At 38.8% G+C, this 25,950-nt stretch carries 17 protein-coding genes; 6 read left to right on the top strand and 11 right to left on the bottom strand.

Translation table 11 applies throughout. The annotated features are described in order from the left end of the window. Positions 1 to 142 precede the first annotated feature (142 nt). On the bottom strand, positions 143 to 1,516 hold the full coding sequence (locus LVD15_RS10075) for an aminopeptidase P family protein (RefSeq protein WP_233780156.1): 1,374 nt from the start codon (positions 1,514 to 1,516) through the stop codon (positions 143 to 145). A 90-nt stretch (positions 1,517 to 1,606) separates the two neighbouring features. Between LVD15_RS10075 and LVD15_RS10070 the strand changes: the two genes are divergently transcribed. The 4 genes from LVD15_RS10070 to LVD15_RS10055 all read left to right on the top strand — a co-directional run bounded on the left by LVD15_RS10070 (position 1,607) and on the right by LVD15_RS10055 (position 7,584). Continuing rightward, complete coding sequence (locus LVD15_RS10070; protein WP_233780155.1) at positions 1,607 to 2,236, top strand: L-threonylcarbamoyladenylate synthase; 630 nt, start codon at positions 1,607 to 1,609, stop codon at positions 2,234 to 2,236. 23 nt (positions 2,237 to 2,259) lie between these two features. Beyond that, complete coding sequence (locus LVD15_RS10065) at positions 2,260 to 2,898, top strand: WbqC family protein (protein ID WP_233780154.1); 639 nt, start codon at positions 2,260 to 2,262, stop codon at positions 2,896 to 2,898. Positions 2,899 to 2,998: 100 nt separating this feature from the next. Next, entirely contained in the window at positions 2,999 to 5,542 is a 2,544-nt protein-coding gene (locus LVD15_RS10060) for an ATP-dependent Clp protease ATP-binding subunit (protein WP_233780153.1), read from the top strand. Positions 5,543 to 5,712: 170 nt separating this feature from the next. After that, entirely contained in the window at positions 5,713 to 7,584 is a 1,872-nt protein-coding gene (locus LVD15_RS10055; RefSeq protein ID WP_233780152.1) for an outer membrane protein assembly factor BamB family protein, read from the top strand. 45 nt (positions 7,585 to 7,629) lie between these two features. On the opposite strand, the gene LVD15_RS10050 is transcribed toward LVD15_RS10055, so the two are convergent. The 6 genes from LVD15_RS10050 to LVD15_RS10025 form a co-directional block, all read right to left on the bottom strand. After that, positions 7,630 to 9,729, bottom strand: a complete 2,100-nt coding sequence (locus LVD15_RS10050; protein WP_233780151.1) for a vWA domain-containing protein — start codon at positions 9,727 to 9,729, stop codon at positions 7,630 to 7,632. 83 nt (positions 9,730 to 9,812) lie between these two features. Beyond that, the gene (locus LVD15_RS10045) at positions 9,813 to 10,931 is read right to left on the bottom strand and encodes an AEC family transporter (RefSeq protein WP_233780150.1); all 1,119 of its coding nucleotides are present in this window, start codon (positions 10,929 to 10,931) and stop codon (positions 9,813 to 9,815) included. A gap of 86 nt (positions 10,932 to 11,017) precedes the next feature. Next, entirely contained in the window at positions 11,018 to 12,205 is a 1,188-nt protein-coding gene (locus LVD15_RS10040; RefSeq protein ID WP_233780149.1) for a pyridoxal phosphate-dependent aminotransferase, read from the bottom strand. 35 nt (positions 12,206 to 12,240) lie between these two features. Continuing rightward, complete coding sequence (locus tag LVD15_RS10035; protein WP_233780148.1) at positions 12,241 to 12,744, bottom strand: hypothetical protein; 504 nt, start codon at positions 12,742 to 12,744, stop codon at positions 12,241 to 12,243. A gap of 13 nt (positions 12,745 to 12,757) precedes the next feature. Beyond that, complete coding sequence (locus LVD15_RS10030) at positions 12,758 to 15,712, bottom strand: TonB-dependent receptor (RefSeq protein WP_233780147.1); 2,955 nt, start codon at positions 15,710 to 15,712, stop codon at positions 12,758 to 12,760. A gap of 189 nt (positions 15,713 to 15,901) precedes the next feature. After that, positions 15,902 to 17,170, bottom strand: coding sequence for a replication-associated recombination protein A (locus LVD15_RS10025; protein ID WP_233780146.1), 1,269 nt, complete (start codon positions 17,168 to 17,170; stop codon positions 15,902 to 15,904). 131 nt (positions 17,171 to 17,301) lie between these two features. On the opposite strand from LVD15_RS10025, the gene LVD15_RS27265 reads away from it, so the two are divergent. After that, complete coding sequence (locus tag LVD15_RS27265; protein WP_370687406.1) at positions 17,302 to 17,481, top strand: PLDc N-terminal domain-containing protein; 180 nt, start codon at positions 17,302 to 17,304, stop codon at positions 17,479 to 17,481. On the opposite strand, the gene LVD15_RS10020 is transcribed toward LVD15_RS27265, so the two are convergent. Next, positions 17,478 to 18,500: a threonine aldolase family protein gene (locus tag LVD15_RS10020; protein ID WP_233780145.1), complete on the bottom strand. Its 1,023-nt coding sequence runs from the start codon at positions 18,498 to 18,500 to the stop codon at positions 17,478 to 17,480. The two genes, LVD15_RS27265 and LVD15_RS10020, sit on opposite strands and share 4 nt — an antisense overlap. Positions 18,501 to 18,848: 348 nt before the next feature. Here LVD15_RS10020 and LVD15_RS10015 point away from each other — a divergent pair, with 348 nt between their 5' ends. After that, positions 18,849 to 22,508: a glycosyl hydrolase family 18 protein gene (locus LVD15_RS10015; RefSeq protein WP_233780144.1), complete on the top strand. Its 3,660-nt coding sequence runs from the start codon at positions 18,849 to 18,851 to the stop codon at positions 22,506 to 22,508. Positions 22,509 to 22,568: 60 nt separating this feature from the next. Here LVD15_RS10015 and LVD15_RS10010 read toward each other — a convergent pair whose 3' ends face one another. From LVD15_RS10010 to LVD15_RS10000, 3 genes are read right to left on the bottom strand one after another with little or no spacing between them, the layout of a single operon-like run. Then, on the bottom strand, positions 22,569 to 23,267 hold the full coding sequence (locus LVD15_RS10010) for an N-formylglutamate amidohydrolase (RefSeq protein ID WP_233780143.1): 699 nt from the start codon (positions 23,265 to 23,267) through the stop codon (positions 22,569 to 22,571). Continuing rightward, on the bottom strand, positions 23,246 to 24,502 hold the full coding sequence (locus LVD15_RS10005; RefSeq protein WP_233780142.1) for a carboxylate-amine ligase: 1,257 nt from the start codon (positions 24,500 to 24,502) through the stop codon (positions 23,246 to 23,248). The genes LVD15_RS10010 and LVD15_RS10005 overlap by 22 nt, the downstream gene beginning before the upstream one ends. Then, positions 24,499 to 25,950, bottom strand: coding sequence for a RimK family ATP-grasp domain-containing protein (locus tag LVD15_RS10000; protein WP_233780141.1), 1,452 nt, complete (start codon positions 25,948 to 25,950; stop codon positions 24,499 to 24,501). Before LVD15_RS10000 ends, LVD15_RS10005 begins: the two co-directional genes overlap by 4 nt.

Genomic DNA, 25,950 nt, shown 5'->3' with positions numbered 1-25,950 from the left:
TAAAATCATAAATCCATTTAGCCAGAGCTACATGAACTACTTTTATAAAGTCAAAATAGTTTCCTGTAATATAAAATCTAGGCACAAAAAAAGGGAACAGCTCGCACTATCCCCTTTTTTGAAATTTTCATCTATTACCTTCTCACGAAAGTGAAGCCTCTCTTATAGCCTCTAAATCTTTAATCTCTTTCACTAAAGGTTCACCTAATAAGGTATATCCATTGTCATCAATCACAAAATCATCTTCAACTCTTATTCCTCCAAAGTCTCTGAAGTCATTTAGTTTGTCATAATTAATGAATTGATCAAATTTCTTCTCTTTACCCCAAAGGTCGATCAGCTCAGGGATAATATAAATACCAGGCTCAATAGTCACGATATTTCCAGCTTCCAGCTCTTTACCTAATCTCAAAGATTTTAAGCCAAACTGTGTACTCTTAGGCTCATCATACCCAACGAATTGCTCCCCTAGATCTTCCATGTCATGGACATCAAGTCCCATTAAGTGACCTAATCCACATTGGAAAAACATGGCATGCGCTCCAGCGTTTACAGCCTCAGCAGTGTCTCCTTTCATAAGGCCTACTGTTTTCAAGCCATCTACCAGAGTAGCACAAGCTTTTAGGTGTACATCTTTAAATTTCACACCTGGCTTAAGCATTTCAATAGCTGCATATTGAGAATCCAGCACTATCTGATATAAATCTCTTTGCTCTGCAGTGAACTGCTTACTTACGGGGAAGGTTCTGGTAAGATCGCCCGCATAATGACTGGCGGCTTCTGCTCCTGTGTCACAAAGCACCATATCCCCTTCTTTCAGAGTATTTCCATAATAATGGTTATGCAAAATCTGACCATTAACGGTTAGTATCACCGGGTATGCCAGATTACCACCAGCACCAACCGCTGTACCTTGCACCATACCTACCAACTCATGTTCTTTCATGCCTGGGCGTGCATTCCTGATAATTTCAAGGTGCATTTGAGCACTGATAGTTACGGCTTTATCTATTTCTGCCACCTCCTCTTTAGATTTAATTGATCGCTGCTTTACTACTGCTCTGATCAATTCTTCTGAAGGAGCTACTTTTCCCACCCATGATTGTAATCTCACAGTATTTTCAGGTCTGTACGGAGGTAATATGTGAACATTTCTAGAGCTAGCTGCTTTTATATAATCCTCTATCTTAGACAAGGGCAAGCTCTTGCTTATCCCCACTTCACTTGCCAGCTCCTGAATGGTAGGTTGTGGACCCGTCCAAACGATATGGTCAATGCTCAAATCATCTCCAAATAACACTTCTTCTCCAGAATCTACATCTATAATGGCTATCACATCGGGTAAGTCTACTCCTATATAATATAAAAATGTACTATCCTGCCTGAAAGGATACCAGTTATCCTTAAAGTTTGCACTGCTTTCCTGGTTTCCCATGAGCACAATAATGCCTGATTCTACATTCTTTTTTAGAATATCTCTTCTTTTGATATAAGTCTCTTTAGAAAATGCTTTCATTTGGTTTTTTTAATATTACTATTAGCTCAAATAAACCATAATCCCGCCAGATATCGCAGTCTTAGCGTTATTTTTTTTTAATTTTGTGATATGCCCGCAGAATTCATAAAGCTCTACGAAGAAAACCCTGAGCGCCATAAAATAGAGCAGATCGTAGAAGTATTAAAATCAGGAGGGGTTATAGTTTACCCCACAGACACCGTTTACGGTATAGGTTGTGATCTCTTTAACCGCAAGGCCATTGATCGGCTATGCAAAATCAAGTCTATCAAACCCAAAAACCTCAACCTTTCTTTTATATGTTATGATATCAGTGATATCTCTAACTATGTAAAAAGAATGGACACCCCTACCTTTAAAGTACTGAAAAAAGCCCTCCCTGGTCCGTTTACGTTTATCATGGAGTCTAACAGTAATGTTCCTAAAATATTAGATGTCAATAAAAAAACAGTAGGAATCCGTATTCCTGACAACAATATAACCCGGAGCATCGTAGGTATATTAGGAAACCCAATCATCACCTCATCTATAAAAGATGACGATGAAATTTTGGAATACACCACTGACCCAGAGCTTATTTACGAAGACTTTAAGCATCATGTAGATATTATCATAGACGGTGGTTTTGGAGGCAATATCCCCTCTACCGTGGTAGACTGCACACAAAACGAATTTGAAATAATAAGAGAAGGGCTCGGAAACATTAATGATTACGTATAATAAAATCTGACACACATTATTGAATGAGCTCAGTAGTATTAGATCTACATTATTTACCTTCCTTGGAATATTTTTGTTGTATCAATCAGTTTGATAATATAATTATAGAGCAGGAAGAATACTTCGAAAAGCAATCCTACAGAAACCGCTGTCACATCTTATCTGCCAATAAGGCAGAAAGACTTATAGTACCAGTAATAGGCGGCAGAAAAAAGATAAAAGTTAAGGATATACAGATAGATTATTCTCAAAAATGGCTACTTAATCATCTCAGAGCTATACAATCTGCTTATGGAAAGGCGCCGTTTTATGAATACTTTATTGATCACTTTGAGGAAATTTTCCAAAAAAGAGACAAATTCTTATTTGACCTTAACTTGAATTTATTAAAAATCTGCCTTAAATTTCTTCAAATAGATAAACCGATTACGTTTACAAATTCGTATATTAAATACTCTGAAGCAAATATAAAGGATTATAGGTCGGTAGTGCACCCAAAAAAGGACTACAAAACGAACTCCATATATCAGCCTCAGGAATATCCTCAGGTGTTTGGCGTGAGTTTTGCAGAAAATTTAAGTATTATTGATTTATTGTTTTGTGAAGGACCTAATTCTAAAAATATCATAAACCAGTCTACCAGACTGAAAGTGAACATTTAGAATTAATATTTCGTTTTTACAAGGATAAATTATCACATGTATCGTGGTATTTATATTTTAGTTATTATACATTTACACTAGTCACTAGAATTGCTCAAATATGGAAGCAAAATTTTCAAATAGAGTTAAAGAAGTAATTTCCCTTAGCAGGGAAGAGGCGTTGAGGCTTGGGCATGACTATATAGGTACTGAGCATCTTCTACTTGGCATGATAAGAGAAGGGGAGGGTGTAGCTGTAGGTCTGTTGAAAAAGCTAGGGATATCGCTGGAAGATCTTAGGACGGCTGTAGAAAAAGTTTCAAAAGGAACCGCTTCTCATGACGTAAAGAACTTGGCAAACATTCCTTTGACTCGTCAGTCAGAGAAAGTATTAAAAATAACATATCTGGAAGCTAAAATTTTCAAAAGCCAGCTTATTGGCACTGAGCACTTGTTATTAAGCATCCTTAGAGATGATGATAACATTGCCACTCAGATTTTGGAGAAATTTGACGTCAACTATGATGTGGTGAAAGAACTATTGGAGTATCAAGCAGAGAACCCAATGGCCTCTTCAGACACAGATGATCCTGACGAAGATTCTTCTAAAATATTTGGAGGAGGCTCAAGCGCCGGAGCAGGTAAGGAGAAGAAAGGTTCTGAAAAATCCCGAACACCAGTTTTGGATAATTTCGGACGCGACCTTACCAAGCTAGCCGAAGAAAATAAAATGGACCCTATTGTAGGCCGTGAAAAAGAGATTGAACGTGTAGCTCAAATCTTAAGTAGGAGAAAGAAAAACAATCCTATATTAATAGGTGAGCCCGGAGTAGGTAAAACTGCTATTGCAGAAGGACTTGCTTTAAGGATCGTTCAAAAGAAAGTATCCAGAGTACTTTTCGGTAAAAGAGTAGTTACTCTTGACTTGGCGTCTCTTGTAGCTGGCACTAAATATAGAGGTCAGTTCGAAGAAAGAATGAAGGCCGTTATGAACGAGCTTGAAAAGTCACCTGAAGTGATCCTTTTCATTGATGAGCTTCATACGATCGTGGGTGCCGGTGGCGCTTCAGGATCATTAGATGCCTCTAATATGTTCAAACCAGCCTTGGCAAGAGGAGAAATCCAATGCATCGGTGCTACCACGCTTGACGAGTATCGCCAATACATTGAAAAAGATGGCGCTTTGGCCAGACGTTTCCAAATGGTAATGGTAGATGCCACTACCCCTGAGGAAACCATCCAAATCTTGGACAACATTAAAGAAAAATATGAGAGTCACCACCATGTAGATTATACACCAGAAGCCATCGAGGCTTGTGTAAATCTATCTGACAGGTATATCAGTGATCGTTATCTTCCAGATAAAGCCATTGACGTACTTGATGAAGCTGGTGCTCGTGTTCATATAAACAATATCCATGTGCCTGACGATATAGTGAAGCTTGAAGCTGCTATCGAGGACATCAAGGATGAAAAGAATAAAGTAGTTAAAAGTCAGAAGTACGAAGAAGCTGCTCAACTGAGAGATAAAGAGAAAAAACTCTTAGAGCAATTAGAGCAAGCTAAAGTACGCTGGGAAGAAGAAACTAAAAGCAAGCGTTATACTGTAGATGAAGATCACGTAGCTGATGTTATAGCTATGATGACCGGAATACCTACAAAACGAATAGCTCAAAAAGAAAGCAACAAGCTTCTAGGCATGAATACTGAGCTTAGCGGCAAAGTGATAGGCCAGGATGAAGCCATCAAAAAGCTTACTAAGGCTATTCAAAGGACACGCGTAGGATTAAAAGATCCTAAAAAGCCTATTGGTTCTTTCATATTCTTAGGCCCTACTGGTGTAGGTAAAACAGAGTTAGCCAAAATGCTATCCACTTACCTCTTCGATAAAGAAGACAGTCTGGTGCGAATAGATATGAGTGAGTATATGGAGAAATTCTCTGTATCAAGACTAGTAGGAGCGCCTCCGGGATATGTAGGCTACGAAGAAGGTGGTCAGCTTACAGAGAAAGTAAGAAGAAAACCTTACAGTGTAGTATTGCTTGATGAAATTGAAAAAGCTCACCCTGATGTATTTAATTTATTACTTCAGGTGTTAGACGATGGTATACTTACTGATGGACTTGGAAGAAGAGTTGATTTTAGAAATACTATCATCATCATGACTTCTAATATCGGAGTAAGAGACCTTAAAGACTTTGGAGCGGGTATCGGTTTTGCCCCTGCATCTCGTAAAAACAGCGAAGATGAGGTAATGAAAGCGACTATTCAAAGTGCACTTAAAAAGGCATTTAGTCCAGAGTTCTTAAACAGACTTGATGATGTAATCGTGTTTAACTCTCTACAAAGAGAAGATATTCACAAGATCATTGATATTACGTTAGATAAGCTTTTCCAAAGAATCAAAGCTTTGGGTTATGAAGTAGAATTAACTACAGCTGCTAAAGACTTCTTATCTGAAAAAGGATATGATCCTCAATACGGAGCAAGACCTTTAAACAGAGCGATACAAAAGTATCTTGAAGATCCTGTAGCAGAAGAAATCCTTAAAGGTGAGCTGGAAGAAGGAGCTATAATTTTAGCAGACTATGATGGCAAAGGCGAAGAATTGAAACTCAAATCAAAAAAGCCAAAAACCTCTAAGAAAGAAGGAAAAGAAGAATAATTTCTAATAAGCTATAATAGAAAAGCCTTTCCATGTATTTGGAAAGGCTTTTTTTGTGTTTATACCAGAATCGAATAAATCCATACACCTCACAAATAGAATCTTTTTTATTTTTAAAGTAACTTTTAAATCATAACTTGCCGCCCGAATTATACATTAACATTTTTTACATGAAAAAGACTTTATTTTTTACATTATCATTATTGATGTTATTCATATCATCAATAACTTATTCTCAAGAAAAATTGTGGAAAGTCAACCTAAAATCTAAGCTTAATAGCGTAAGCTGGATAGAGCAAGCAAATAATGGAGTAATTATAGCCGCTGGAGACAAGGGACTTATGGCTTTAAACAACACCACAGGAGAAGAAATATGGTTTAACAGCGAATTAAAAGCGGTTGATCGTAATTCATTTCAAAACATTGAAGGTTTACCTCTATTTTTCGCAGAGTATTTTCCGCTGGCAGGAAAGAAAAGAGCCTTAATCATTAATGCAGCTACCGGTGACATAGTTTATAGCACTAAAACGGATGGCTACAGCATTAAAACATATCACATTATACCTCAAGAGGCTTGTATTCTTTTTGAACTAGTTAGTGAAGGGGAAAGAAACCTTATGAAGTTTAGCCTTAAAACCTGGGAAGAAGAATGGACCGTTAATCTAGGTAAAATTAAAGGCCTAACTAATAAGTTAAATAACTTGGCCGGAATGAGCTTTATTACACAAGGCCCAATATTCACTCAAAAAGACGAACTTATTATAGCCATAAAATCAGACATTTATACTATAAACAAAAATACAGGTGAACTTAGCTGGGAATTTGAAGCGGACAAACCAATAACTGCTTTGGTATATTCAGACCTTAACAACAGCTTATACCTAGGTGTAAAAAAGAGCAATAGACTAACCGTATTAGATCCTTCTACAGGTAAAGACATTACTCCAGGTAAACTGAAGTTAAAAGGCACCATGCTGGACATTGTTGAAGATGAAGCAGGACATCTTGTATTAGTAGAAACAGAAGGATTCAACTTAATAGACCCTAAAAGCGGTGAACTAATTTGGAAAAAAAGTTATAAAATCGAATTTCTTGATGAAGTTATCCCCTACAAAGATGGTTTTATAGCAATTGGTAAAGACGAAAAAAATGGATCTATCTCATTTGTTGACAAAGACGGAAAAAAAGTTTGGGACAGCAAAGTGAAAGGTTATGCTTACTACGCAACACCAACAAAAGCTGGAGTTCTATATATTTCAACTCAAAGATCTAATATTCTTAGCTACAAAGATGGAAAAGACGTTTGGGATAAAGACGTTAAATTCAAGTCTATCCCAGCTGTAACTTTTGACGAAAAAGAAAACAAAGTAGTCCTTTTTGAAAATGAAAATGCCTATAAATTTGACTTAGAAACTGGCGTGATCACATTATTTGCTGAGGATGTTGAATTGGAAGAAGTAAAAAGATCAACGCCATTAGAAGCGGAATATTTAACAACAGGATACTTTATCTCTGCAGATCAACACGCTTCTCTTCTTAGCCCTAAGGGTGAGATAATATACACTAAGTATTTCCCTCCTGTTACTTCAGTTGGAGGATTAACTAACTTGGCTCAAACTGGTTTAGCTATGGCTGGCATAGATATAGACATAGAAGGTTCATTAAATAACCTTAAAACTCTTAAAAGCCTAGGTAATGGTGCTTATAGAACTGCTGGAGACCAAAATGAAGGTACTTCATCAACTAATGTAGTTGCAGGTTTATATGTAGGACCAGATTCTGAGCATATGTCACCCGTGTTTGAAATTACCAAAACGAGATATTTCAACTCTAAAAACTCTAAGGACCACAAGTTCATTTTAACCAAACAAAAAAACGAAGATAGTGGCCGTAATTTCATCTTTGCTATAAACAAAAGCACTGGAGAAATTGACTATAAAATAGAGCTAATAGATAAAACACCTAGCTATATTGTAGATGAAGTTGATAAAAGAGTTTTCGTAAACGAAAACAATCAAGAATTAACTTGCTACGAGCTATAAATGCACTTGGAGTTACTCTTCAACAAGAGTAACTCCTTTATAAGATCAATAAGACCCACTATACTTTCTTATAAACCACTCCACAGACAGAAGCCCTAAGAGCAAAAAGAAAAGCCATTTTAACTGTATAAAAGGCAAATATTTCTCTTGACTATGGATAATTCCCTTAGCTTTATTTTCAACCAAATGACTCTCCAGCTCATCTAATTCAGATGATTTATAAAACTCGCCACCAGACTGACCTGAGAGTTTACGTAATAAATTAAAATCAGCGGTCAGGTTAATATTTTCCAGCTGCAATTCTTTCACCAAAAACTCTCCTTTTACCTCTCTCCTATCATTGCCCAACAAGGTAGTAGCTCTGTATTGATATACCCCTTCAGCCAGGCCACTTATCACATAACTGGTATTATTTTCATTGGTCACGTAGGAATAACTGAAGGTATCTCCTTCTGAGTTTTCAAGGACCAAATCTATTTTATTTCCGTAAACGCGTTCATAAAGTTCGTTATACACTTCAGTGTCAAAAACGACTTTTTCATTAGTCAGAAATTCATTCTTTATCGGATAAACTTTAAACTTCCTCTTATCTTCTTTAGAAGAAAGGTACTGCACCAGCTTAGTAATTAGCTCATTAAAAAGATCATTATTACCTTCATTAGCATAGTCAAACATCCTCCATTTCCAGATTCCATCAGCTAGAATGAGGCCTTTTTTCATGCTTCCTTCTGCACTCACAGCTATCAGCGGCTTAGCAGTAACAATGCTGCCCACCTTCTGATTAAGCATCACTTCAACTCCTTGATCCTGATTAATTCTACCGAACGGCACTACAATTGGTGGCCAATTTTTAAAAGCCTGTTGCAATTCATCAGTTAGCTTAAAACTGGAAAAACCCTGATTAAACGAGGCCTCCACATTATCGAATTCATTAGGCACGGCTTGCATGGAAAGAATTCCATTAACCTGGTTAAAAGACGACATTCTAGTATTGCCCCCATACACATATAAGGTAGAAATCTCCTCTTTAGCCATTTTTTGCCTAAACCTGTTATCTATATTTCTACCATCTGGCAATTGATGAAAAATAACTAAATCATATTTTTTGGTAGCTGCATTTAGGCTGGTAATATCTTTAGGGATACTCATTATATATTCATCAATGCTATAATTGGCATTACTTTCTATGGCCGCCTTAATAGCTTTAATATCTGGGTGAGGTGCCGCAGCCACAATAGCTATTTGCTCCTTCCCTTCTATTACTTCCACATAGGCCTGCTTTATATTATTAGAATAGGTGAATTCACCTTCCTTGCGCTCTACAGCCACTTGGTAGCGCTGAAAACCACTATTCTCAGCATCAACCAGAAATGATACCTCTTTAGGTTCTCCTGATCTGCCCAGTACTACTTCCTTTCTATCTATCAGCTTTCCGCTCTTGCTTACTGAGACGGCCACCGTCTGATTATCAAAATTCTTTTGATCTACCTGAACTGCAAGAGGAAATTTATTTCCTTGGTAAGACACCTTATTATACAGCAGTGAAGATATAGATATATCTGATTTAGGAATAGTATCTCCCAGCCCGATGGTGTGAATTTTAAAGCTATAGTCAGAAAAGGTAGGTGAGATGCCCTGATTATAGATGCCATCAGAAACTAATACTACCGAACCCAAGTTCCGACCTTCATAATCCGATTTTATTTTATCAAGGAATGAATTAAGATCAGTAACCTGCTCAGAATACGCTATCTGCTCTGGTAATTTTGGGGAAACTTCTCCTGAGAGCGTTCGGTATTCTATACGCTGCCCGTCAGACACTTCCTGCCCTAATTCGCTAAGTTTGTTTTTTACCTGAACCAGCATATAGCTATCATTCACTTCAGGAATAGAGCCAGAGTTATCAATAGCCACTACAATAGTGGGCTCTTCAACATTATTAATTACCTGCTTCAAAACAGGAGAAACTAATAAAGCAGCCAAAGCCGCTACTGCGAACGCTCTAAGTGCAAATAATACTCTTTTGGTTTGTATAGACCATGGCCCATTTTTACTATACAGCAAATAGGCATAACCTACACCTGCTAATACACATAGTAAAATGAACCAAGGCGAGCTTTCAAAAATTAACGCTGGTTTCTGCATCACATAGCTTTAAACGATGTAGTGCAAATTAAGGTATATTCAACTAAGGTAAAAACGATGTTTTACATAAATTGGAACTGCTCTTAATCTCGTTGTTCCACCATCTCTCCCTGCGCCTTATAATCACTACCAAAAAGCTTTTTAACCCAACGAGGTAAAATGCCCATAGCGACTAATGCTACGCCTGAAATAATAAGCACTGGCAAATGAACAAACAACGCCCCTGATGATAAAATAGATAGTATGAGTATAGTGGAAAAAGGCAATGAACATGCTAATACCAATACTGCCAATTCTGAATCAAAGGTTCTGTTTTCTTCCGGAACATCTTTGAGCTCTTCTTTTAAAGAGAATGCTGACATGTGAGCAAACGGCCAAAAACTACATGAGCTAAGGGGAAAAACAATGGCCAATAACGCGGTAGGTCCTGTAAGTCCTAACCCAAATATAAGTGCAGCGCTTAGCAATAAAGTTATACCGGCTCTGCAGCAAAGCATTGAAACTACCAAGGCAATTCCACCTTTTTTCACCTTCACTGCTAAACCGATGAACATCAGCACCAATGGTGTCATTAGCGCGCTCATTCTCACAAAGGCATTAGACAAAAAGTCAGGCAAATCATCCATAGTAAAGTTAAAGCTGAGCAATACAATGGCTACGATGATAACAATATTGATAGGCTCCTTTAGCAGTGAACCTAATAAGCTCTTGATTTTTCCTGATGAAGATGAGTGATCAGTCTGATTTCTTTTGTAGTACCAGTTCATTGCTACTATATAAAGAAATATAAGACCGAATATTTTATTTCCTACATCGGCCAAGGCTGCATCTGCCAAAGGCTTATCTCCTAGGTATTCTAAAATAAAAGGAAAACATGAAAGCCCCGGAGCCAGAGAAGGTAATAACATTCTAATGGTTCTGCTCTTAGCTGAATCACTGGGAATGCTAAAAAACTTTAGTATTACTGGAGTCAATAGAAAAATGACAACATTAAACACCAAGGCAAGCAAAGGCAATATTAGAAGAGAAAACTTAATATTCACCCCCATTAATGCTACAAAAATAGTAGCCGGCAATGCAATTGTAAGGATGATGTTCTTTATCCCTGTAACCTGATCCTTATTAGAAAATTTCGCTTTTAAGGCCAGACCGATTCCTATAAACAAGACTAGGGTTATGGTTTTTTGTAAGGCTAATCCCATTGAGATATTAAATAATAAGAAGAAATAAATAGGAATAGCTTGCTCTACGAATTTGAGAGCAAGCTATTATAATTGACTAAGTTTAATTAACCTGCTACATCTTGCAGTGCGGCAGTAAACATTTTCATTTCATCCATAGTACCCATACTTACGCGGCACCAATTCTTACCCAGTATATTAAAAGACCGTACGCCAACTCCCTGAGCATACATCTTATCCAAGAAAGCTTGCCCTTCCATAGCTATAGGGAAAATCATGAAATTGGTATAGCTGGGCACATACTCAAAGCCCATTTTTTTAAGGCTTTTGTACACGTAATCTTTAGTTTCATTATTAAGTTTTCTGGTTTTCTTTTGAAATTCCAGATCATCCATACTAGCCTGTGCTGCATATACAGAAGGTAAAGTAATACCCATTCCACCTCTAGTAATTTTATTAATTTGATTAAGTGTTTCTGGTAAGCCTATTGCATAACCTACTCTAATACCAGCCATACCGTGTATTTTAGAAAATGTACGAGCTACTATTACATTTTTCCCCTTACTTACTAAAGATACCATGCTTTTCTGATCCTTTTCAGGAAGGAAATCCAGGTATGCTTCATCTACAAATACTGGCACTTTCTCTGAAACTCTGGAACAGAAATCATACAAGGCATCTCCATCAGTAATGGTACCTGTAGGGTTGTTAGGGTTACAGATATACACCAGTTTGGTTTTGCTGTCTATGGCCTTCTCCATAGCATCAAGATCGTGAGACCAATCTTCTTTTAAAGGCACCGGCTTCCATTCTGCGCCAGTAGCCTCCGCCACTTTCATTAATGACATATATGAAGGGTCAGCTGATACCACATTCCCTCCATTTTCAAAAAACAATACCATTCCGAATTTCTCCAATAGATCAGAAGAACCGGGACCCATAATGATATGCTGGCGAGAAACGCCTTCTTTTTCTGCAATTTTATCTATAAGATCGAATAATTCTTTCCAGGCATATCTATTACCCAAGTCCGCTTTCTCACGAAAAGCAGCAACGGCCTTAGGTGATGGACCATAAGGATTTTCATTAGCATTGAGCTTGGCTTTAAGCGCTACTTCATGCACATTCTTAGGAATGTATTCTTTGAAAAAAGGACTGTATAATGCTCTTCCTTCTTTATCAAGCATTACCGGCGCCTTTGCTGTTTCTCCAAATGATAAGTGCGGAAGCAGGGCGGCTCCTCCCACAGTCATAAGGCTACTACGAAGCCAAGTTCTTCTATTTATTGAGTTCATGGTTTGTGTTTAGTTAGATTGTTTCTTTTTTTAATTTATTCTGATCCTACGGGGGTGTTATTTACGCCTAAATTTCCGGAAGCAACAATTGTATTTTTATCCTCGGTCAAATAAATATTTATATGGGCATTCATAAGCAAAATATTATCAAAGTATTCTGAGTCACCTATTACATAAAATTTGGATTCTCTAAATTCTCCGGAATTTCCATTCACCTCATATAGAGATAAAATTTCTTCCGTATCAGAACCTTTACTTCCAGCCAATATGCTTGTTGGATAGTCCGTATCATCAATCGTATTATGAAGAGCCACTTGTATGAGGGTATTGCCGCCTTGATCTTTCCAGAAAACTATTCTTCCGTAGACATTAGTACCTTGACCAACCATGCTATCTATTTCATAGGCATAGTATGATTCTACGGCACCTCCACCATTGGCAGCAGTGGTTATGGGCTCCAGTCTCTCTTGCTCACATGAAGAGAAAATAATAGTAGTAGCTACAATAAATATAGCAATTGTTAATGAATTAATCCTCATGATTTAAGTGATTTTAGAAATTGAAACTTAACCGTCCGAAATAATAAGCACCGGCTGAGCCTTGCTGATAGTTTGAATAGATATAAAAATCTCTTTTCTCATATCTGATAATATCCGGGTAGTTATTAAAGATATTATTACCGCCTACTGTAAGCATGAGCTGTGGAATAATCTTATAAGTAGCTCCAAGATCAACCGTAGTTTGAGCAGAGAACGTTTGATCAGCAAATCCTATTTGTTCATTGTACAAAGTTCTCATTTGATTATCTCTATCTGTAACTTCTCCATAGTAGTGCCCTCTTACCATAAAGGAGAATTTGCCAATACCATAGGTTAAAGAGCCTATAATATTAGTTCTAGGGGTTCCTGTCTCAAACTGCCCTACATCTCCCCTGTCAACATATTTATCTACTAACTCTTGTTCTGTAAGCTCCACATTAAGGTCTGGCACATCTGCGCCTTCAAATTTATTTTCCCTGAAAGTACCTGATAAAGTAGTGGTTAATATTCCGCGCCCCAGATTGGTGCTATAATTAGCCACCACTTCTATTCCCTGTGTGCTTACATCTCCACCGTTAATCCTAAAGCTTCCTAAACCCTCTCCAATTACGGGTTGTAATACCGGCGCATCATCCTTATCAAATTCGCTGGTTTCAAATATTCTGTCCTTAATATCTATTTTGTAAGCATCTACGGTAATATCCAATTTGTCAAAAAGCTTAGCGGCAAATCCCACACTAAAGTTAGTAGACCGCTCTTCAGTAAGTGCTTTAATACCGAGAGTTCTTGCTGCAGTACTGGTATTAGGATAAACAGTACCATCATAAGGAACTAAGTCTACGAAGAAGGTATAAGTATGAGAGTAGTTCAGTTCCTGTAGTGAGGGAGCTCTAAAGCCAGTGCTAAAAGATCCTCTCACAGCAAAATCATCAGTTATAGAGTACCTGGAAGCAACCTTACCAGTCACTACACTTCCAAAATCAGAATAATTTTCTGCTCTGGCAGCAGTTCCAACCATCCATTTTTTAGTTACATCCAGTTCTAAATCCAGATAGGCCGCCATGACCGTTCTGTACTCATTACCTTCATTTTCTGGCCCGAAGCCTCTAAAACATTGGCAATTGAGTGAATACCCTTTCACGATTGTTTGACTGTAACCAGCATATGGAAGAGTGACAGGATTACCATTAGCATCTACCAATGGTTCGCCCAACAAATTTTCCAAAGGAAAGCCATCAGGCCCTACTAGCTCTTGATTATCTGATGATGCCGTTTTTATACCATAATTACCTGCTGTCCAGCTTTCTTCTTGTCCTCTTTCTATCTGGTAGTTTTCAATACGCATTTCTGTTCCTCCGGCTATATTTAGGCCTTCCAGTACATCATTCAGGTACCTACTTACATCAATATTAGTTGTATTTTGGAAAAACGAATGCTTACCCAAATCCATATCAATTGGTGAATCTGGCCCTATACTGGCATTATAGGTATTGAACATACCTATGTTCATAGAATTACTGCCAAAGGTATTACTTACATCAAAGTTGAATTCTCCGATTTTGCCATCTACACCATTTGTGAAGTAAACGTTGACCTGATTAGAATACATCTGCGGCCTGAATCCATTAGGATACAAATCATAGTTAAATCTATCTGTCTGCGCCGCCCTTCTATAAAAGCAGCTGAACCCTTCTGTATATTTAAAGCCTATATCTCCATAAGAATAAAAGTCTGCGTTTTCTCCTATAGGCATACCAAAATTATAGGACATGGAACCTAAATTAATAGCGGGCTGCCCTGCATAAGTAGCTACATCTAGCTGATCTATACCACGGGCATTCATTAAGCCATCTACGGTTCGGAGCTCATCTGCCAAAGCCATATCTCCTGCCGCCAAAGCTTGAACCAGCTCTGGATTAGTGATAATAGGCATTCCATTGATGTCCGTTCTTTCGTTATTTAAATAGCTACTATTATAAAGGGGGGCTCTATCTAAAGCAAGTACTGTAGGCCTAACACTTCGTTTATCTTGCCTGATGGATGTTGTTAGATTTAAGTAACCATCATTTTTAAACTGAAAACCATAATTGGCCTGAAACTGGTAGCTAAACCCATCAGGATCTGTTTCTCTTGACAGCGCTAATTCTTCTGGAGTGAGATCTGTGTCACTGAAATCTGGCGCCATATTCGGGTACCCACCAGCGGTAAAGCTACCAGAAAAACGCCCTGTTCCTTGTTTCAATACAATATTCATTACACCAGCAATGGCATCAGATCCGTACTGAGCCGCAGCTCCGTCTCTTAATATTTCTACTCGCTCAATGGAGGCGGTGGGAATAAAGCTCATGTCTACAGCATTAGCCATAGTACCCGTTTGAGAAGCATTTAACAAAGCTGATGTATGCCTTCTTTTACCATTAATGAGCACCAGCATCTGGTTAGGAGCCAACCCTCTCAAAGTAGGCGGATCTACATGCGAAGAAAGGTCAGAGCCTTGAGAACGGACAGCATTAAATGAAGGAGCTGTAGCTACCAGCATATCCGCCAGCCCCACCTGAGGCATATTAGTGCTCAACTCATCAATTTTGATTATATCTACCGGTGCCGGAGTTTCCAGTTTGGTTCGCCCTTGTGACCTGGAGCCTACCACCACCACTTCTGAAAGCTGAGAGGTAGTTTCTTCCAATTGTACGTCAACAGTACTCTTTCCTGAAACTTTAATATCCATAGTTTCATAGCCGATAAACGAAAAGGAAAGAGTAGCATCAGAAGGAGCCTTAATAGAATAGGAGCCATCCATAGCCGTAAGGGTTCCGTTAGACGTCCCTTGCACTACGATATTCACACCTGGGATTGGCTTATTATCAGTTCCGGAAATAACTTTTCCTGAAACCGTAATAGTGCTTTGTGCCATTATTTTACCACAAAATAAAATAATGACACTTAACGCAAGTACAATTTTTTTCATTGAATTAAGGTTTAGGTAAGGTTTAATATTTTGATTAATCAAAACAATAAAGAATATTATTCTGTATTTATCAATATGTCAAAATATTATTTTAAACTTTACCTAAAACTTGAATGAAAAAACTTTTTTAATTATTATTATAAAATGAATAAATTTAACGGCAATCGATTGCGGAATTTTGGTTCTCCATTAGTACCCGTATTTGTCCTTCCAAAGTGCGCGTAAACGCTTCCGCATTTCTTCTTCTCTGGCATTTTTTCCTGGATCATAAAAAACAGAATTTTTAATTTCATCAGGCAAAAACTCCATATGAGCAAAGCTATTAGGATAGTCATGAGCATATTTATAGCCTTGACCATAGCCGGAATCTTTCATTAATTTGGTTGGAGCATTTCTAATAGCCATAGGCACTTTCAGGTCACCTGTTTGTTTCACTATAGCTCTTGCTCTATTAATGGCATTATAACTGGCATTACTTTTAGCAGAACAAGCTAAATAGGTGGTACATTGAGAAAGTACAATCTGAGCCTCAGGGTAACCTATTACCGTAATAGCCTGAAAAGTATTGTTAGCTATAACCAAAGCTGTAGGGTTAGCATTACCAATATCTTCTGATGCCAGGATTAGCAATCTACGGGCAATGTACTTAACGTCTTCGCCTCCTTCAATCATACGAGCCAGGTAGTAAACTGCAGCATTAGGATCACTTCCTCTTATGGATTTGATAAAGGCAGAAATAATATCATAATGCTGTTCCCCCGTTTTATCATAAATAGCCACTCTTTGCTGTGCTATATCCATTACTTGCTGATCAGTAATACTGATCTCATCACCAGGAATAGATTCGCAAACCAGATCCAGCAGGTTCAGTAACTTTCTGGCATCTCCTCCTGCTATGCTGAGTAGTGCTCCGTGCTCATCCAGGTTAACGGTTTTCTTCTTTAGCTTTTCATCTTTGTGCAGCACATGATCAATGAGATTTAACTGATCCTGCTCTGTTAATGACTTTAGAGTGTACACCTGACTCCTACTCAGCAAAGCCGAATTGACTTCAAAAGAAGGGTTTTCTGTAGTAGCACCAATTAGGGTAATGGTTCCTTTTTCTACCGCTCCTAAAAGGGCATCTTGCTGGGCTTTATTAAACCGGTGAATCTCATCAATAAATAAAATCGCCTTTGATTGTCTCTTGGCCTTATCTATTACTTCTCTCACATCCTTCACACCAGAGCTAATAGCACTAAGCGTGTAAAAAGGAGAATTTATTTCGTTGGCAATTATATTGGCTATAGTAGTTTTCCCTACTCCCGGAGGGCCCCAAAGTATCATGGAAGGAATAACTCCTGATTTAATAGTCTTCCTTAATATACCATTCGGTCCCACCAAGTGCTCCTGTCCTATCAAATCTTCTAATTGAGTAGGCCTCATTCGCTCTGCCAGTGGTAAATTAAGATCAAACATGATTTTATTTTTTACGTTTGTTTTACAGTAAATTTCAATATTATTTCAAAGGTGCCAATTACATTCAACTAAATTTGATTACTATTGTTATTAAGAAACTAATCACAATTCGAACCTAACCTCTAGAACCAATGGGCGGAATTCTTTATTTAATCGGACTCATATGTGCAATATGGGTGATTTATGACGTATGGGTTGTAAATAAGTCAATGGATGAAACTTCAAAAGTTTTATGGACTATTTTGGCTGTAATAGCTAATTTCTTAACGGCTATTATTTATTATTTCGTACACAAAAAAAGAGCTATTTAAAATTTTAGCTTCAGCAGCACCTCTTCTGTATACTCCAGCATTTGATCGGTAAAATCAAGATGAGTAACTAACCTAATCTCATTATTACCAAAGCGGACAGCATGGATTTGGTGCTCTTTCAGTTCATTTAACACCTTCATTGTATCTACTCCATCAGCTAATTCAAAGATTACGATATTAGTATCTACGGGGAGTACCTGCTTAACGTATGTCCTTTTTTCAAGGATTTCTTCCAGCTTTTTAGCTCTGGCATGATCTTCTTTAAGGCGATTTACATTATTCTGTAAAGCATAAATACCTGCAGCTGCTAAATACCCTGCTTGTCGCATTCCGCCTCCCATATATTTGCGCACTCTTCGTGCCTGATGAACCACCTGCTTACTTCCTAACAGCAACGAGCCTACTGGCGCCCCAAGTCCTTTTGATAAACAAATTGAGATAGTATCAAAATACTGTCCATAATGACTAGCAGCATCACCTGTTTCTACTAATGCATTAAACAACCTGGCACCATCTAAATGTCTCGAAATATTATGACTAAGGCATAAATCTGATATCGGCGCTATTTCCTGAAGCGTATAATAACTACCTCCACCCTTATTCACTGTATTTTCTAAAGCTACTATAGAAGTAGCAGGCGCATGAATATCATCAGGGTTGATAGCATCTTCTATGTCCTTCAAAGAAAGTCGGCCTCTATCTCCCTTTAATAACTTAGTAGAAAGTCCACTAGTACCGGCCAGCCCTCCACCCTCATATTTGTATATATGGGCGGCCTCATAGCAAATAACCTCCTCATAAGGCTGCGATAGCACCTTTAAACCTATTTGATTAGTCATAGTGCCAGTCGGGCAAAACAGTGCAGCCTCCATACCCAGCATTTCTGCAGCTATAGCCTCTAGCTGATTCACCTCCTCATCTTCTCCGTACACATCATCGCCAACCCTGGCAGAAAACATGGCATCTAACATAGCCTGAGAAGGCTTGGTTACCGTATCACTTCGTAGATCTACTTTCATATGATTAACTCTTTAATACAAAGCTATTTAAAACTCTGAGCTCTTAACTAATGTTTGCACATAAATTGGAATTATACAATTTCAAATCTACACCCATAATCCAGATATGAAAACACTAAATAATACAGCATTAAATTCAAAATACACAAACACACGAAATCATTCAACCTTCATTTAATGCATTTCAAAGATTATAAATGCAGTTCAACTAAATTAGTATCCAAAAACTCATGCTATCGCTAAATTCGAAACAAATAGCACGTCTCGTGGTGTGCGCGCACACGCAGATGTTTTCAAAAAAGAAATCATGCTATTTTTAATTCATTTTATACCAAACAACCTAAAACCATGTACCTACCATTCTACCTAAGTACATTCTTAAAAAAGCCTCGCCTGCTTTACAAAAACCTGTTACTCACACTGCTAATGATCACCCCATGGTTAGCTATAGCACAAGTAAATACAGGAGGAAACGCTACTACGTCTGATCACCAAAAGCAAGTGATCGGTTACATCACCAACTGGGACGCCTGGAAAAGTAATGCAGCAGGTCTACCCTCTGCCGGAGCATTAACTCACATGAATATCGATTACTCTAAGTATACCATCTTAAACTATTCCTTTTTTGGCGTAGCTAATGATGGTTCGCTTCACAGTGGTGATTTAAGAAACAAAAACATATATCAGGAAGGTGCAGTACAGCAACCAGGTGATATATTTTATACTGATGTTTACAGCAGCTGGGATATGCACATTCTTTTTGGAGAAATTGAGCCTATTCAATGGGTTAATGAGCAAGTGCAAGCCCGTGCTCAAGCTCAAGGCTTCCAAGTAGAAGTAGGTGGCACCACCTGGACCAACACTAACTGGGGTTTAAGTGGCAGCCTGCCGCTACCCTTACATAAAGAAGACGGAGCTGCCGGACTCCTTGAAATGGCGCACAACAACGGCGTAAAAGTAGTGGCTTCCATAGGAGGCTGGAGTATGTGTAAACATTTCCCTGAGATGGCAGCAGACCCCACCAAACGAGCACGATTCATTGCCGACTGTCAAAAGTTAATTGCTACTGGCTTTGATGGTATCGACCTTGACTGGGAGTATCCAGGCCCTTACTCCGGAATGAATTTTACTGGCTCGGAAGCAGATTTTGCTAATTATGCCACATTGGTAACAGAACTTCGTAATGCTATTGGCCCTGATAAATTAATCACCGCTGCCATGTCTGGAGATCCTGTAAAACTTCAAGGTTTTAACTGGAGTGTTATGACCAATGTGATGGATTATTTCAATATGATGACCTATGACTATAATGGCGGTTGGTCTAACAAAGCCGGTCATAATGCGCCTGTCTACCCTTATGATGACGCAGAAGAGCCTACCTTTAACTGGCAGTCTACCTACAACGCTCTAATGGCACTGGGAATACCTTCTGACATGATCAACTTTGGTATACCGTTCTACGGCAGAGGTGTGGTAACTCAAGGCAATGCCGCCCTAAATGCTGCTACGCAAAAAACCAGCGTTACTGTACAGCCTGATGGACCAATTTCTACTTGCGCAGATTATACTAACTGGCCATTAGATGTATACGATGGCACTCCAAATTATTTCTTCATTAAACAAAAAACCACTTCTGGCTGGACCAGACATTGGGATGATCAGGCTAAGGTGCCTTATATGACTAATGGCAAATATTTCTTAAGCTATGATGATGAAGAGTCTATTGAAATAAAAGCCAATTACATTAATGATCATCAGTTAGGAGGAACCATCATCTGGACAGTATTTGGCGACTTAGAGTTTAGCGGAAGCTCAACCAGTTATGGCACTAAGCTGAAAAGATGGTCTAATGTAAGCTCTCCTCTAATCAATTTGATCAATGAAGAATTTGCTGATGGCGGTGATGGCGGCAACACCAACACCCCTCCAAGTATATCTTTCACCTCTCCGGCTAATGGCGCTACTTTTACTGAAGGATCAGCCATCACTTTACAAGCGAGTGCCTCCGATAGTGACGGTTCTGTTGCAAGAGTGGAATTTTACAATGGCAATGTGAAGTTAGGTGAAGATGCTACAAGTCCATATAGTTATAGCTGGTCGGGCGCACAAGTTGGAAGTTATTCTCTTTCGGCAAGAGCAATAGATAACGAAGGAGCTACTTCATCATCATCAATATCAATAACTGTAGAATCTGAAGATGACGGCGGAGGCGAAGGCAACTGCCCTAATGCAGACTTTAGAGTAGTAGGCTACATGCCTAGCTGGGCAGGTACTGCACAGGCTATTCAATATGATAAGCTAACACACATTAACTACTCATTTTTATTGCCTAATGCTGATGGAAGCCTTCAATCTATAGAAAATGCCAGCAAACTACAGCAAATAGTAAGCCTTGCCCATGCGGCAGGTGTAAAAGTACAAATAGCCATTGGTGGCTGGAATGATGGAAACGACTCCAACTTTACCGCTTTGGCTTCTAATACTTCCACCAGAAATGCTTTCGTTAATAATGTTTTGAGTTTTGTAAGCCAATATAATCTTGATGGCGTAGACATGGACTGGGAGTTCCCAAGAGAGGGCAATGAACCACAAGATTTTGAAACCTTAATGCAGGAATTAGGCGCAGCACTCCATGCAGAAGGCAAAATTCTTACCGCTGCAGTAGTAGCTTCTGGCTGGAATGCTGACGGTATTCTTGATGGTGTTTTTGATGACGTAGACTTCTTAAACCTAATGGCCTATGATGGAGGAAACGGAGCAGCTCACTCCCCTTATAGTTATGCTTCTTCTTCTCTTGATTATTGGTTAGGAAGAGGCTTGCCTGCTTCTAAAGCTGTATTGGGAGTTCCTTTTTACGGCAGACCCAGCTGGCAAACTTACAGTGCGCTTATTTCTCAGGGTGCTGATCCTTATGCCGATGAATTTAATGGAGTTTACTATAATGGAATCAACACCATTCAGGATAAGACTAACTTAGCCCTAGAAAGAGGATCAGGAATTATGATCTGGGAAATCTCTCAGGACACTCAAGATGAAACTTCCCTTCTTACTGCAATTGATGCTGCATTAGGTGATTGTGAACAAAATCCTAATGCACCTACCGTAAGCTTTACTAGTCCGGCTAACGGCGCCAGCTTTATGGTGAACACCACTATTAACCTTACCGCTACAGCTTCTGATAGCGATGGAAGTATTACCAGCGTAGTATTCAATGTAAATGGACAAAACATAACTGCCGGTGCCAATGGAAGCACATATTCTGCTACCTGGAGCAGCAGCACTACTGGTTCTTATGCCATAACGGTTACTGCTACTGATAACGAAGGCTTAAGCACTAGTAGAGAGGTAACTATTTCCATTACAGACGGCACAGAATGTAACGTTCCTGCCTGGGGATCAACTAACGTATATGTTAGTGGTGACCATGTATCATATAATGGTGTAGAATACGAAGCCAAATGGTGGACCCAAGGAGAGAACCCTGCCTCTAATACTTCAGGAGTATGGCTAGAAATAGGCCCATGTGGAGATGATGACGGAGGCAATGAAGGTGGTACATGTAATGCACCAGCCTGGGATAATTCTACAGCTTATGTAGGAGGCACACGAGTATCTTATAACGGTGTAGAATATGAAGCTAAATGGTGGACTCAGGGAGAAAATCCTGAAGTGAATCCAACAGATGCATGGAGAGTAATTGGCCCATGTAACTCAAGCGCTTCAGCCAGACAAGCTTCCGGTTTAACTGCAATCAATACTGAAATAAAGGTATATCCTAACCCGGTTAAAAATAATGGAACCATAGAACTTTCATTACCTAATGAGACTTTCACTTCCATTATACTTTATAACCAATTGGGCAAACAAGTACAGGTGGTTCTTTCAGAAAGCCTAAAAGCAGGACAACACAGAATAGAGTTTTCAACCGAAGATTTACCTAATGGTATCTACTTCTCAGAAATTTCTACAGGCAATGAGATAAAAACAGTTAAGTTGATTAAAAATTAAATTCTCATAAAAGCCGAAACCACCCGATTGCACTGTTACGGGTGGTTTCATTTTTAAATATTAGTATACCACATTTTCATTTAAACCGGCCACAAGGGCTTCTTTTATCAATTTCATTTCTGCACTATCAACAAACTTCTGATTTACCTCCACTTCTATACCCAGATATTTTTGTTCAGGAAAACGAGTACGTAAATACGTAGTAAATCCATCATCAGCTCCATTATAAGGCACATTGAGCATTACTGTGAAATCTTTGAGTTGCTCATCGAGCCTGCTTTTCCATTCCTTCGAAAAGGCTAGTTCGGCGCTGCAGCGTTCATCGAAAAGAATACCTACATCAACCGCACGCACCACTCCATTGAGCACAGGCGTAAAAGTATGCATAGAAATATGCAGCACGGTATTTCCTTGATCTATTTCCCTTTGAATTTTCTCCTCCACCATATTTCTATAGGGGTGATAATACTTCTCTAAAAGGTATTGCTTTACACCACTGCCTAACATTTGCACATAAATAGAAAACAACTCTGAGTTATGCAGTGATCGGTTAGTTTCTAATAACAGTCTGGATATTTTCTGGTAAAATAGCGGTGCCTCCAGCTGCCTGGCTAAATACTTGGCAATAGGGAGTGCACCAGGATCCCAGCCCCGGTGACTTTCCAATACTTCTTCCTGGTGACTAAACAAAAAACGATAGTCTCTCGGAATATAGTTGCCTGCATGTTCGCAGGTAATTATGATTGTTCTTTTATCCATACCTGGAACATTTCATTGTACTTCAAACAGTCTGAAAGCTCTCTATAAACCAATTTGATGTTTTCAGTAGAATACTCACCACTCAATGAATGTAGTATTCTTGTTGCCAATGTTCCTTGCTCTGAAATCACCTTTAAAGAGGGCAATAATGGCTCCATCTCTTCAGGATAAGATTTCGCTGCCAAAGCAATAATTTTATCCCATACCTTTTTGCCCGATGCTGACTGGCTCTCTATTCCAAATATTTTTAAATACTCCTGATTGGTAATAATGGTATTTTCAGCATACTTTACTGTTTCCTGAAAAATATCATTAAGCGGCTGCACTTCCCACTGCTGCTGCTCATGAGCTGATATCAGTTCTTCATTCACTAGCATCTTTAACAGCACTATTATCAATCCCACAATAGCCATATCTGCTTGCGGACATTCCTGAATATCTAACAGCCTTATTTCTATAGAGCCTCTATCAAAACGAGCGATGGCTCCGCGAGAATTTAACCAAACAGGCTGCAAAATATTAGTAGTATCATGCGGTGCTATGTCGTGAGCTATTCTATCATAAATAAGCTTATGATATTGTCGCTTAGAAAAAGCTCTTTCAGGGATTACCTTACCAGTAATAGAAGGCACTACCTTTTGGTTTTTCTGATAATAGTCTAGCCGCTTATCTAAAAAGCCGGTGTCCTTACCTCCAAGAATGGGCGAGCTGGCCGCCAAAGCCGGAAGAATGGGCAGCACTAACCTAATAGCCGCATGCAACCTGGCAAACTCCTCATCATCATAAAAAGGCAGGTTGAGGTGTGTACTTTGCAGGTTAGACCACCCGTGGCCGTGGCAGTTGAAAATCTTATTATAAGCCGCGTAAATATCATTATTATCATGAGGCCATAAAAAAGTGTTCTTTGCCGGATCCATTAGCGGGTGAGCCGCTGTAGGTAGCAGCATAGCTCCCAAATCAGCTAAATGAGCATTAATTTGAGCTACGTTTTCCTGAAACTCCACTAATAGCCGGGAAAGATTATGCTCAGGTTCAGTACATTTAAGTTCCACCACATGCAGCACCAATTCATTACACCAGGTAATGACTCCGTTCTCAATATCACCTACAAATTCTCCTGTGATTTTTTTGAAAAGCAAATCAGTAACCGGCTTTACGGCTAATGATTCTTTGTCTACAATCATATATTCCAGCTCTACACCATAGGCTTGGAACAAATGTAATCTGTTATTCATCGTTTATGGAGGCGCTCCACGAAAGTCTCCATTACCTTCATGTATAAGCCATTCTTAATTACTTTATCTTCTACACCTGCATCAATATTGGGATTATCATTAATCTCAATGACATAAAACTTGCCATTGATCTCTTTAATATCCACCCCATAGAGTCCACTTCCTATTAAAGAAGTAGCTTTCAAGGCTGTATCTATTAAAGCCTTGGGCGCATCTTCTACCGCCAGCGTTTCGCTTTTACCTTCGCGGTGTTCTCCGTTCTTTTTCCAATCTACTATCTGCCAATGGTTTTGCGCCATATAGTATTTACACACATATAAAGCCGCATTATTAATTACCCCCACACGCCAGTCATAGGCTGTAGGCACAAACTCTTGAATAATGAGTAGCTCTGATTTTTGAAATAATGTTTTGAGCGTTTCTTTGAGCTGCGCTTCATCGGCCACTTTTTTCACTCCTTTAGAGAAAGAACCGTCTGGCTGTTTTATCACCAACGGATAGTTAAAATCAGGAGGAATCTGGTGATCATCTTTTCTAATAATATGTGACTTAGGCACTGCTATTTTGTGAGCCACCAGCAGCTCATGCAAATACACTTTATTAGTACATTTAAGTATTGAGTTAGAATCATCAATCACTGCCAAGCCTTCTGATTCTGCCTTTTTAGCAAAACGATAAGTATAGTGGTTTACGTTGGTAGTTTCTCTGATAAACAACGCATCGAACTGTACCAGCTTACCAAAATCATTCTTAGTGATCACCTCTGCATTAAATCCCAACTTATCTGCTGCAGCTATAAATTTTTGTAGCGCTTTAGCATTAGATGGCGGGTTAGGATCATCAGGGCTCATCATTATAGCCAGGTCATATTTTTTACGGCTATATTTTTTACGTACTACTTTTTTACCCGTAGCATAATAATAAAGTGCCTCTTGCAACTTGCTAATATCACCTGCAGCCAATTCCTTTAAGTGCAATGGCTTAAGGCTGTGCAGCTGCCATTTATTTTTCTCCTTTTTCACAAATACAGCCTGAATAATAGGTATCTGAAAAAGGTTAAACAGCATAACTCCCAGGTTAGCATAAGCTGGGTTTTCTACCTGTCCGAAGAAAATATTGATAACCGCCTTCTCTTCAGTAACCTTTTTAAGGCTATTCTGAATAAGTACGTCAAACTCTTCTGCATCATCTTTTATAAGAGAAGGAAACCTAAAATCCTGCAGCGTACCAATTTCAGGTATTACTTTATGACCACGAGCTTCCGCCAACAGTGACACATAATATCCTAAACTCTGATATTGATGAGAGCGACAAAGGTTAATGATTTTAAATCTCTTGGTTTCCTGATACTCTGGCTTACTAAAATATTCTGACGGAGAGATAACATCCACCCCTTCAAAATTCAAATTCCACTTCTCCGGATTTTCTGTAATAATTAGTTTAGGCAT

Source organism: Fulvivirga maritima, from assembly GCF_021389955.1.
Taxonomy (GTDB): Bacteria; Bacteroidota; Bacteroidia; order Cytophagales; family Cyclobacteriaceae; genus Fulvivirga; species Fulvivirga maritima.
This window is presented reverse-complemented; position numbering and strand designations above follow the sequence as displayed.